We start from the raw sequence: 12,404 nt of genomic DNA on the forward strand, positions 1-12,404 counted from the left end.
TCTGTAAGTAGTTTATTCCAACCTTCAGGAATCAATCTTTTAATATAAAAATTAATATGAAAACAAAACTTCTTTCTGTTTTGGGACTCTCTGCTGCCCTTATAAGCGCACAAACCAAAAAAGTATTATTCATTGGGATCGACGGATGCAGAGCAGACGTTATGATGTCTTCAAACACCCCTAATATCAAAGGTTTATTACCTACTGCTATTTATTCTCTGGATGCCATCACTGCTGCACCTACCTGGAGTGGGAATGGCTGGAGTACCATGCTGACCGGAGTATGGCACAACAAACACAATGTACAGGATAATAGTTTTACTAATCCAAACTTTACCAATTATCCTGATTTTATGACAAGAATTGAGACTTTTAACCCAAACCTGAGAACTATTTCACTGGTTAACTGGACTCCTATTAATAATACGATTATTCAGAATGCGGATGTAAAGACCAATTCGGGTACAGACCTCGCAGTAAAAAATGCCGCAGTGCAGGCTTTACAAAGTGATAATCCGGATGTCCTTTTTGTAGATTTTGACGATGTGGACCATGCGGGACATTCTTACGGATTCTCTTCAGCAGTCCCTCAGTATGTTAGCGCAATGCAGACTACCGACTCATATATCGGGGAAATTCTTACCGCGATGAAGAGCAGAAGTAACTTCAATAACGAAGACTGGCTGGTTGTAGTGACCACTGATCATGGAGCTGTAGACAACGCTCACGGTGGTGGGAACCTTTCTGAAAGGAATATTTTTTCAATTTACTCAAACCCTTCTTTTTCGTCACAGCAAATCAGTAAAACACAAATTCAGAATTCAAAGACCTTCAATCAATTGAATTTTCCTGCGGGAACTTACGCTAAACCAGCCTCTCAGAGTAGTTTTAATTTCGGAGCCAATCAGGATTTCACCATTGAATTCTGGGTTAAACCTAATGCAGGCTACAGTAGTGATCCCGTTATGATCGGTAATAAAAACTGGAATAGCGGTACCAATAAAGGCTTTGTAATTTCAGGGTATTCAGGACAGACCTTGAAAATGAATATAGGGGACGGAACCAACAGACTGGATTTGGTGGGAGGAAAAGTGAATACCAATCAGTGGAAGCATATTGCTGTAAGCTTTGATCGTGACGGCCTGGCCACACTGTATGAAGACGGAGTTCCTGTAACTTTCGGGAAAATGAACACTATCGGAGATATCAATTCCAATCTTCCTCTTACCTTCAATCAGGACGGCACGAATACTTACGGAGTAAATCTTGCAGCTTCTTATAAAGACGTCAGGATCTGGAAAACGGCACTCCCTAAGGAGGTTATTGTTCAGTATGCCAATCAGGACGTTACCAGCTCACATCCTTATTATAATCAGCTTCTGGCCAATTATAAAATGAATGAAACTTCCGGCAGTACACTCACTGATTCCGGGCCTCTTAGTAACAACGCATCGATAACGGGTTCACCAACAAGAAACCTTCAAACCACAGAAGTTTTTACTATTCAGAATTATTTAGACACCCCGCGTCAGACAGACCACTTCCCTACTGTTTTGAACTGGTTTTGTATTCCTGTAATGTCTTCCTGGGGCATAGACGGAACAAGCAGAATTCCGGCATGTGATCTGAATAGCTTATCTGTAAACGAGCAGAGCAGCAATGCTGGATCAAATTTTAAAATCTATCCTAATCCGGCTAACAGCGAAATTAATATAAAATTCAAATCAGTTGAAAATAAAATCAACATTCATATTATTGATTTTTCCGGAAAAGTTCTTGTAACAAAAGCGGCAGCTTCATCCACAGGAAATTATGAGGAAATGATCAATATTTCCAATCTTACCAATGGTTCTTATTTTATAGTGGTAACAGAAGGAAGCAAAAGAATTCAAAAAACATTCATTAAAAAGTAATTATTAGATTTATATTTTTTGTATAGTACAGATTATTTCATGGTCTGTACTATTTTTTTATGGTATATACACATCTGACATCTTTTTTTACAATCTTAACAGGATATAAAAACCGATGTGTTAAAGTGGAGCTTTTTGACAGAATAATTTTATTGCTAAATTTTTAATATTCTATTTATTTTTAATTAAAAATCATATTATCAAAGCATCTCAATGAACCAGGAAAAAATTTCACAAAACAATCAAAATCAAGTTATTTTACACAACCAATCACAGGTTTCTATACTTAAACATCAAAAAAACCATTGGGTAAATATTTCGTATTTTTAATAGACCAATTAAAAATTCTCAAAGTTATGAAAGCAGTACGTTTTTTCGGACACAAAGATGTCCGTGTTGTTAATGATATGGAAAAGCCAACCCCAAAAGGAGATGAAGTTTTGTTAAAAATTGGAGGTGCCGGAGTATGTCATTCCGACCTTCACATTATTGATGAAGGAACAGTAGGAGGTTCAGTATTCACTTTGGGGCATGAAAATGCAGGCTGGATAGAAGAAACAGGACCTGACGTAAAAGACTATAAAAAAGGGGACGCTGTTTTGGTATATGGACCATGGGGATGCGGACATTGCAAGCCTTGTCAGCAGTCTAAAGAAAACTATTGTGATCATCAATCTGAAATGGCGTATGGAGGCGGATTGGGACTGGACGGAGGTATGGCAGACTATATGCTTGTACCGTCTTCACGCTTACTGGTTCCTATTTATGACCTGGATCCTGTGGTAGCAGCCCCACTTACTGATGCTGCATTAACTCCTTATTCCGCTATTAAAAGATCAATTGCTAAATTGACACCCGATGAGTATGTAGTTGTTATAGGCGTTGGAGGACTGGGACATGTAGCATTGCAAATTCTTAGAGAAATAAGCGCCAGCACCATCATAGCGTGTGATGTTACTGATGAAAAGCTTGCTTTTGCAAAAGAGCTGGGAGCCGCATTCACCATCAATTCTAAGGATGAAGATGCTGCAGAACAGATTCAGAAAATCACAGGCATTAAAAAAGCCAAAGTTGTTATTGATTTTGTAGGAGCTACCTCAACAATTGAACTGGGAACCAAAGTAGTAAGTTTAGATGGAGATCTTACAATAGTTGGGCTTGGCGGCGGCCATTACCAGTACACGATGTCCGGCCTTCCGTTTGGAGTAAGCATGACAAACCCTTACTGGGGCTCCAGAGTAGAACTTATGGAAGTTGTAGGATTGGCAAGACAGAAAAAGATCCATATCGAAATTGAAAAATATAAACTGGACCAGGCCAATGAAGTCTATGACCGAATGAGAAATGGTAAAATAAAAGGACGGGCAGTGCTTATTCCTTAGTATAACATAAAAACTGAAAGCCGGAAGAAATTAGACTCTTCCGGCTTTTTTGCATTTGTTATCTGTTAAAGAGGAACATTGATAAATTCAACCTGGAAACTTGTACCGACATTGATTTCACTTTCTACAGAAACTTTAGCTCCTAAACGGTCAGCTATCCTTTTTACAATGGAAAGGCCAATGCCTGCACCTTCAAATTCTGCAGTATTGGGCATTCTGTTGAAAATATCAAAAATATTGGTCCCATTATTCAGGTCAATACCAATACCATTGTCGCGGACTTCATAGATCACAGATAAACCTTTCCTGTAGCTCTTTACCTCTACCATTGGTTCTTCTTTTTTGGAGCTGTATTTGACTGCATTTCCAATAAGATTTAAAAACATCTGATAAAGCAGTGTTCTTTCCCCGGGAATTGCTATAGTGTCGTCCAAGCTGAAAATAAGGTTTTTGCTGTTATATAGTTTCTTGGAATTTTTAAGAATATCAAGTATTTCACTCTGCGGATTGATCAGCTCTAGCTCAAAATGAATATAATTTGACTGGGAGAGGTCGTAAACCTTATCCATCATTTCCGCCATGAGATGGGACGAATCCAGAATATTGGTCGCCAGCTTGTAAAACATGCTGCTTTTGTCTTCCTCACGGCTTAGTATCATCTGAGCAGACAACTTAATCATTGCCAGTGGATTTTTAAGATCATGAGTCAATGTATATCCAAAGGTATCCAGCGCATTATTTGAACGGATAAGTTCCCTGTTCAAATTGAAAATTTCGCCACCTCTTTGCCCAATCGCCTGCTGGGTAATATTCACTATTTTTTCAAGAAATGCCAATTCGATTATTTTCCAATTGATGGCGCTACCCTTGGTCATCTCTTTCCATTTCGCAAAAGAGGTGCGCGGGCCCGGATAAGAAATCCCGCTGTTTTCATTTGTTACAATGAGCTTTTCAGGCTTTCCGGCCCATATTTCCTCAACAATACTTTCTTTTCGGAAAAGATAGAGAAACCATTTATTTCCCGGGAGAATATTAATGCGGATTACACCAGGAAAATAAAGACCATCCCTGCCATCCGGTTGAGAGTATATAAACTTGTTTGTAGAAAACAGGATTTCATCATCCTTATCTAAAAGAAAATCGTCTATTAGTTCTATTTCTTTCTGCCCCGGAGTTTCTCCTATGCAGCTCAGTCCTCCGTCATAGATTAATACTATTCCATCCGCAGCAACAATCTCCATTATTTTGGGAGCAAACTGTTCCAGAACGCCATGAAAATCATGCTGCACTAAAAGCTCCGCCTTCAGGTCTCTTTCTACAGCTCCCATTACTTTGTAAGCATCAATCAATTCTTTCTGATGTTCCAGAAGATGATAGTTAACGGCATACTGTGTTAAAAAAGTACATAGATTTCTCTGTCCAAGGTCAACATGTTTAGGCAGAGTATGCTGGCAGGTTACCAGTCCCCAGAGCTTTCCCTCAATCATTATCGAAAAACTGGCGCTGGCACGCGCATGAGCGTTCCTGAGATACTGCAGATGCATAGGCGAAAAAGCCCTGAGTCCGCAATGACTCAGATCCAGTTGATCAGCTGAAATACCAAGGATCTCAAACAGTTTCCCATCAATGTCCGCTACATTTCGGGAAGGGAACCTTGTGTAAAGTTCACGTGCCTGTATGGGGACATCAAACTCAGGATACCTATATGACAAAAAGGAAGGTAATTCTTCATTTTTTGACTCTGCAATCACCTGCCCGCTATTATCCTCAAGAAACCGGTATACCATAACACGGTCAAAACCTGTTATTTCTTTGATCAGCTCGGTAAGCATATGCCAACGGTCATTGCAGTGTTCAAGTGCCCGGGCATAATTATTCAGGTTGTTCGATTTTGCAATATAATCACTGCATATTTCTATTTCAAGAAATTGTTTCTTACTGTACTGATATATACTTATATAATATTCCTGAACACCAATTCGGATATGTTCTGTAAACCTGTTATTCGGAATCGATATATTCACGTCAATTTCACTGAAGTTCCATCTCTTATCAGGGGTCATCAAATTCAAGAGCTGGTCTATTGTAAGTCCAATTATTTGTTCAATGGAACGTTCTGTAATTTCAATAGAGTTCTTACTGGCTGCAATGCAGACATTATTTTCAAAAACAAAAAGATAACCAAAATACTGGATTTTTCCGCAAAGATGTATTTGCTCGTCATGACAGTCAACCTGAGGCATAGTTCCTTATTTAAACATACACTATTCAGAAATCTTTGAGCAATTATTTAAGGATACTGACAGACAGTCTGTCTCAAAGATATTGAATTGATTCACTAAAATACTAAACAATAATCTAAATACCTAATATGATTGAATACAATAATCTAAATATTTTATTTAAACGAAATCATCAATGTACTTATGATATATATTTGTCTTATCCCTTTTTATTTCAATGATCAACTGCAGGCCAAACTGGATATAATCATGTAATAAAAATAAAAAATCCCTACTTCTAAAGGTAAGGATTATATAGGATAACTGATCAATATCTGTAAATACTATTTGAAGTAATGAGTAATCTGATCACTTTCAGGAACCACCTTGGAATCAAAATGTTCCAGTAATTTCCCATCCGGACTGATCAGAAATTTATTAAAATTCCAGCTTACAACAGCATCTAAAACTCCATTTTTAGATTTGTGGGTAAGATAGTCAAATACCGGAGTGATTTTTGCTCCTTTTACATTAACCATAGTAGTAAGCGGAAATGTCACCCCATAATTTTTCTCGCAAAAAGATTTGATTTCCACATTGTCATGAAATTCCTGATCTGCAAAATTATCAGATGGAAAACCAACAATAACAAGCTTATCACCGTACTCTTTATACAGCTGCTCCAGCCCTTTGTACTGAGGGGTATACCCACATTTGGAAGCAGTATTCACAATAAGAATATATTTGCCTTTGTACTTTGAAAAGTCGATTTGCTTCCCGTCAATAGATTCCACTTTAAAATCGTAGATCGACTTCGGAGGTTTTGAACCTGTAGAATCTCCTGATTTAATAAATGATGAAAGACTTACAATGGTAATAAGCATCATCCCGATAAAAAGTATTTTTTTCATTGAAAAAAGATTTTAATTAGATTTTATATGTTTTATAACTTTTTTTTGATTTATACAATTCATTTGTCCCGTGGTTCAATTTTTCATAAACACAGAACTTTATTGTATTTATGAAGAAGGTTTTATACTAATAACCAGCAACAAATACTTTGCCGTCTTTATAAGCTTAACGGGTTATTACTTCATTTATCCTTTAAACTTTTGAAAATAGATCTCAGGGCATTACAGAAGGCTTCATTTGAAGAATTATTTTGATTCTTTCTGCACTCTCTCCTGTTACTTTTTTAAGTTCTTTCCCTTCGTATCTCTGATATTGGATTCCCGAATTACCTGAAAATGTTCCTGTGCTTCTGATCACCTCTACCGATAGCAGATGATCAGGAATTTTTGCTCCAAACCAATCAGGATCATCTTTTTGTGACCAGGTAACCAGTGCAAGTATTTTTTCTTTATTTTCATTCTTTGTGGCATTACCCTTCAGATCATCCATTGCTGAAGTATTACCATACAGAGTCATCATTGTCTGTTTTTTATGATTAATGGAAGAAGTCACCACATGCAGATTCATGGCATTAAAATCAAAATGTTCAGGAAGGGAAGCATTTTGATTAACCGGTTCATATTCTTTTTTAGAACTGCAGCTCATCATAAACGCAGAGACGATCATATAAACAATTAGATTCTTCATAGCTTAATGGTTAATAGGAGATGTAAATACAAAATCATTGTCTTTCATAGGACGGTGGCAGTTGATACATTCATTTGAAAATTCTGCAGTTTTTCCGTATGGTTCAAGTTTGGGAGATACAAATCTCGCCCATCCCCATCCTTTTGTGGAAGCAAACCTCTTGCTGTCCTTAATCATATATTCTATCTGTTTAAAGGCTCCTGTGGTTACATTCCCTTCGCTGTCTATGATCTGATCCCATGCCACCTTAGCCAGTATGGTTCCATGCGGCCACGGATTTGTTTTATGTTCTTTTGCGGCTTTTACAGCAATGTCATTCCCGAATATGATCCTCATTGTTCCATTGTCGAACCTCTCAGTAGAGCTGATGGGCTTCCAGTTTTTATAATCAGGAATATAGCTGATTCCATTCAATGCAACAGGCAGTGAAGCGTTGGATGCCTTTTCATTGGTCATAGCATTCAATTGCAGAGACTGCTTGTGATAAGCGGCAATTTTTGCGGTATCCGGCTTTTGTTTAGGAGCAAGCGAGCTCACATATCTTTTCAGTACAGTAATGTCTTTTTCAGATAATTTAGCCTGGGGATGTAATAATTCATAACTTTTCAAAGGCATAACTCCCAGATTGATCTGGTTGAAAGCTTCCCATAATTTTGCATTTTGCGCCGGAGGGGCTAACTTATCCCACTCAGAAAAGTTCAGTCCTTCTTTTCCTTTTTTAATATGGTCTGCTACCAGCCAGTAAGCAGGAGCGATCTGATCAAACCATTTCAGATCTGTCTGGTTGGAATGACAATCAAAACACGAACGCTGCAATATTGCCCTTACATCAGCGGGGACATGTATATCTCCGGTAACAGGCTTATGCGTAATTTCAGGTCTGTAAAACTGAATGCCTATAAAAGCAACTAGAACGAAGGCCAGAATATTTTTTGTTTTTATCTTTTTAAAAAAACGATCCATATCCGTAAATTTTTATTGAAATTACGCAACTTTACCTTATGTCTTACGTAAAATCTACACCAAGTAGACAGATTTCACATTGAATTAGACAAAACTGATTCCGAAATTACAGATCTATAAAGATTAACAAGCTTACTGTATCAGTCTTCTTTTCAATGAAATCCTATCAAAGAACTTACTTATCGTATCATTCTACCTTAAACAAACCGCCTGTTTAAGGGTAAAAAATAAAAAACATTAAAATATTTTGTTTTTATGACCAATCGGTCATATATTTGCATTGTAATTGAGAAACATTATGGCAAAAGGAGAAGAAACCAGACAGTTTATTGTAGAAAAAGCCGCCCCTATTTTTAATACAAAAGGGATCGCTGCTACTTCTATGAGTGATATCATGGAGGCTACCAAGTTGTCTAAAGGCAGTATGTACGTTCATTTTGAAAATAAAGAAGTTCTTGCCTGTGCCGCAGTTGATCACAATATGAAAATGCTCAGTAATCAATTACAAAAGGCATTAAGCAAGGCTAAAACTTCTAAAGAGCAGTTATTGGCATACATCGATTTTTTTAGTGACCCTAACCATCCGCCTTTGATTGGAGGTTGTCCCTTATTGAATTTTGGAACGGAAGCTGACGATACCAATCCGGTTGTTAAGGAAAAAGTAAATCATGCTATTAAGCAAGGGCAGGAATTGCTTTCAGGCATTATTGAACAGGGAATTAAAAACAATGAATTTAGAGCAGACTGGAATTCGGGAGATTTTGCAGCGGTTCTGTTTGCCATGCTTGAAGGCGGACACTTAATGTCTAGAATGTCCGGCAATAATAGCAAAATGCAGGTAATCATCAATACGCTTAAAAATTTAATAGAAGAAAACAGTGTGTAATTTTTTTTATCTAAAAAATGACCGATCAGTCATTTTTATAACAAAAACAATCTTTATAAAGATTATAATAATCACAATAATTTAAAAACCAAAAAACAATGTCAAAAACAGTTTTAATTACAGGAGCATCAAAAGGATTTGGAAAAACCTGGGCCGAAGCATTTTTAGCAAAAGGATACAACGTGGCAGCTACAGCCAGAAACGTAGAAACACTTAATGATTTAAAAGAAAAATACGGAGATTCTGTATTGCCCCTAACATTGGATGTTGATAAGAGAGAAGAGTCCTTATCTGTTGTTCAGAAAGTACATGAACATTTTAAATCAATTGACATCCTGATCAATAATGCCGGCTATGCTTTAACCGGTGCTGTTGAAGAAACAAACGAACAGGAAGCCAGAGCTCAGTTTGAAACCAATTTCTTTGGAACACTGTGGCTTACACAAGCGGTTCTTCCTATTATGAGAAATCAGAAAAGTGGGCATATTATTCAGGTTTCTTCTATTTTAGGATTGGCAACTTTGCCGACAATGGGGCTTTATAATGCATCAAAATTTGCCATTGAGGGGCTAAGTGAAACACTGGCAACAGAAGTGAAAGAATTCGGCATTCATGTTACTTTGGTAGAGCCTAATGGTTATGCTTCCAATATCTGGCATACAGGAATCAATACCCAAAGTAACCCTGCTTATGATAAACTTAAAAAGGCATTTGCAAAATCTGAAAACTCTTTCGGAGAAGTAGAAGCTACAGCACCTGCAATCATAAAACTAGCCGAAACAGAAAATCCACCTTTACGTTTATTACTTGGGAAAGTTGCGCTTCCATTTGTAAAACAAAATTATGAACAGCGTTTAAAAGTATGGGAAGAATGGAATGAGGTTTCAGTAGAAGCCCACGGATAATTTTCCGGAAAATATCATTGTAAATAAGCTTTGTTCTGTTCAGGACAAAGCTTATTTGTAATCCATTTTGACAAAACTTTTAAGACATTAATAAAAACTGATGATCATTTACCTTGCTGATATAGGAAGGGCATTACCAAACAAACAATAGATTTTGTAAATTTGGAATTCAAAACATAGGTGTTCATCTTTAGAAAAGAAATCTCCGGTTTTGGAGGATATATAGACGACCCCTCACCTTCCCTTTTCCACCAACAGAATTAAAAATGAATGAAAACGACACTAAACGGCTTTCAAGACTGACAGCAATTTTAATACAATTGCAGACGAAACGACTTCTGACAGCCCCGGGCCTTGCTGAAAAATTTGATGTGAGCGTTAGAACAATTTACAGGGATATCAGAGCGTTGGAACAGGCAGGAGTTCCCATTCTTACAGAAGAAGGAAAAGGATATACTCTGATGGAAGGATATAGGATTCCACCAGTTATGTTTACTGAAAACCAAGCCAATGCATTAATTCTTGCTGAACAGCTGGTACTGAAGAATAAGGATACTTCTTTCATTAAGGATTACACTGAAGCTGTTGATAAAATAAAAGCAGTACTAAGACAGTCGGAAAAAGACAAAGCCAATTTGCTTGCAGACCGCACGCGTTTTGAGCAGAATATAAACAGAGAAAGAAGCAGCAGTACTATTTCACAGCTGCAGAATGCACTGACTAACTTTCAGCTGATCAAAATAAAATATACTAACGGACAAAACAAAATGACAATCAGAATGCTTGAACCGTTTGCCCTTATCAGTACTACAGAAAACTGGCTGCTTATTGCCTGGTGCCGGCTTCGTATGGAATTCAGGTATTTCCGGCTTGACAGGATTAAGAACATGGAAATTCTTGAGGAGAAATTCGAGCCTCATAAAATGACCCTGCAAGAGTATTTTGATAAAAATTACTGATTTTTCATACCCCTGACATAAGGCTGTCACCGGCCTATTCTAGCTTTGCATTATCAATAATACATTAATAGTCAAAAAAATGGAAAAACAGATTTTCAATCCTTGGGAATGGGGTAAAAACACAAATTCAGCACAAGCCGTTGAGGTAAAAAATGTAACAGGGACTCTTTACTGTTCCGGGCAGGTAGCGATAGACGCTAATGGTATACCAAGTAATGCAGATATGCGCTCGCAGCTGATCCAAACTATTCAAAATCTTGAACAACTGATAAGCGAAGCAGGCTACGACTGTAAGAATATAGTAAGACTGAATGTTTATACTACCTCAACACAGGAGTTTTTTACAAGCTGCATGGACGTATATGTGCCATTTATCCAAAAACACGGCATTCAGCAAGCGACAACTTTACTTGAGGTAAAAGGACTTTTTGCAACGCTCACGGTAGAACTGGAAGCTACAGTGGTAAGATAATCATCTTCACCGATCTCAGAATTGTTTATTAAAACCTGAAAAGCCGCCCCAACTTTAGCAGCAGGGCGGCTTTCTATTTTTTATTACGCTTAGGGAATCGGTTATCTTCTTCCTCTTCCTTCTCCTCTGTTCATTCCTCCCATCCTCATTTCCCGCCCTCCTCTATCAAATCCCTGACCTCCCGGATGATCCATACTATGAATCATAGGGCCGGAATTATTATGAAACTGTCCCATATTGTCCCTCATTTTCATTTCGTGATCCATCTGTTCTTTACTCGCTTCAATACGGTTGTTGCGCATACCATCCATTTCATCTTTATTAGGACGGTAGGATACTCCTTTCTCCCCATTAAAGCTGATACGGTTTTTATTGTTGATATTAACCTTCTCGATGTAGGTATTATGTATATTTTTGTTGACCCTCCACACTGAAGTATTGTACATAAAACGTCCGCCATCCCATCTTCCGCCATAAAATCCATTTCCAAAGTACCCAAACCCATAATTGATTCCTCCATAATATCCTACACGTGGTCCCCAATATCCGGGATGCCATCCGTAGAAACTGTCATAGAACCCCCAATATCCGGGAGTCCATAATAGATTAATGGCAGGAGGTAATACCCAAACTCCCGGAACCCAATAATACCCATTCGTAGCCCAGTTCCAATATCCGGGGGTCCACAGGTAACCGTCTCCGGGACATGGAGGCTGAACGTAATCAGGAAGCGGCGGTGGTGCAGTTTCTGCTCTTACCGTAATAGAAGACTGATCATCCATATATCCGGTATTCTGTGCAAACACAGAAACATTTGCAAACAGAGCAATTAAAGAAACCATTATCAGTTTCTTCAGTGCAGTGTATAAGTTTACAGTAAACAGATGTTTACTATTGGATGCTGTAATTCCTTCCATCAGAAATAAGTCCTCATGAAAGGGAAATTTGATTTTTTTCATAAAAAGAGATTTAAGGTTTGATGAGTAAAATAGACCGTGCCTCTGTGAGGCTATACCGATCTAAAAAAGTTTGAAAAACTATAAAAGTTACAGGCGTGTGCTGGTCTAGCTCTTAATTATTCTGATCAATAATTATATCTTTAA

Annotated in this window: 11 protein-coding genes; 6 read left to right on the plus strand and 5 right to left on the minus strand. The window is 37.7% G+C overall.

Annotation, left to right across the window (positions count from 1 at the left end; all coding sequences use genetic code 11):
• Positions 1-56: 56 nt before the first annotated feature.
• Positions 57-1,913, plus strand: coding sequence for an alkaline phosphatase family protein (locus tag LF887_RS13580; RefSeq protein WP_236854748.1), 1,857 nt, complete (start codon positions 57-59; stop codon positions 1,911-1,913).
• 356 nt (positions 1,914-2,269) lie between these two features.
• Entirely contained in the window at positions 2,270-3,295 is a 1,026-nt protein-coding gene (locus LF887_RS13585) for an NAD(P)-dependent alcohol dehydrogenase (protein WP_236854749.1), read from the plus strand.
• Between the two features lie 65 nt (positions 3,296-3,360).
• Here LF887_RS13585 and LF887_RS13590 read toward each other — a convergent pair whose 3' ends face one another.
• The 4 genes from LF887_RS13590 to LF887_RS13605 all read right to left on the minus strand — a co-directional run bounded on the left by LF887_RS13590 (position 3,361) and on the right by LF887_RS13605 (position 8,079).
• Positions 3,361-5,538: an ATP-binding protein gene (locus LF887_RS13590; protein WP_236854750.1), complete on the minus strand. Its 2,178-nt coding sequence runs from the start codon at positions 5,536-5,538 to the stop codon at positions 3,361-3,363.
• A 323-nt stretch (positions 5,539-5,861) separates the two neighbouring features.
• On the minus strand, positions 5,862-6,428 hold the full coding sequence (locus LF887_RS13595; RefSeq protein WP_236854751.1) for a glutathione peroxidase: 567 nt from the start codon (positions 6,426-6,428) through the stop codon (positions 5,862-5,864).
• Between the two features lie 214 nt (positions 6,429-6,642).
• A complete protein-coding gene (locus tag LF887_RS13600) occupies positions 6,643-7,116 on the minus strand; it encodes a cytochrome P460 family protein (RefSeq protein ID WP_236854752.1) in 474 nt (157 codons plus the stop codon).
• Between the two features lie 3 nt (positions 7,117-7,119).
• A complete protein-coding gene (locus LF887_RS13605; RefSeq protein ID WP_236854753.1) occupies positions 7,120-8,079 on the minus strand; it encodes a heme-binding domain-containing protein in 960 nt (319 codons plus the stop codon).
• A gap of 298 nt (positions 8,080-8,377) precedes the next feature.
• On the opposite strand from LF887_RS13605, the gene LF887_RS13610 reads away from it, so the two are divergent.
• From LF887_RS13610 to LF887_RS13625, 4 genes are all read left to right on the plus strand, one after another.
• Positions 8,378-8,965: a TetR/AcrR family transcriptional regulator gene (locus tag LF887_RS13610; RefSeq protein ID WP_236854754.1), complete on the plus strand. Its 588-nt coding sequence runs from the start codon at positions 8,378-8,380 to the stop codon at positions 8,963-8,965.
• Between the two features lie 98 nt (positions 8,966-9,063).
• Positions 9,064-9,870 carry an SDR family NAD(P)-dependent oxidoreductase gene (locus LF887_RS13615; RefSeq protein WP_236854755.1) on the plus strand — a complete coding sequence of 269 codons (807 nt, stop codon included), beginning with the start codon at positions 9,064-9,066 and terminating at the stop codon, positions 9,868-9,870.
• 266 nt (positions 9,871-10,136) lie between these two features.
• The gene (locus tag LF887_RS13620) at positions 10,137-10,829 is read left to right on the plus strand and encodes a helix-turn-helix transcriptional regulator (protein ID WP_236854756.1); all 693 of its coding nucleotides are present in this window, start codon (positions 10,137-10,139) and stop codon (positions 10,827-10,829) included.
• A 79-nt stretch (positions 10,830-10,908) separates the two neighbouring features.
• Positions 10,909-11,301: a RidA family protein gene (locus tag LF887_RS13625; protein ID WP_236854757.1), complete on the plus strand. Its 393-nt coding sequence runs from the start codon at positions 10,909-10,911 to the stop codon at positions 11,299-11,301.
• Between the two features lie 101 nt (positions 11,302-11,402).
• On the opposite strand, the gene LF887_RS13630 is transcribed toward LF887_RS13625, so the two are convergent.
• Complete coding sequence (locus tag LF887_RS13630; protein ID WP_236854758.1) at positions 11,403-12,260, minus strand: YXWGXW repeat-containing protein; 858 nt, start codon at positions 12,258-12,260, stop codon at positions 11,403-11,405.
• Between the last annotated feature and the right edge of the window lie 144 nt (positions 12,261-12,404).

It is taken from the genome of Chryseobacterium sp. MEBOG06 (assembly GCF_021869765.1).
Taxonomy (GTDB): Bacteria; Bacteroidota; Bacteroidia; order Flavobacteriales; family Weeksellaceae; genus Chryseobacterium.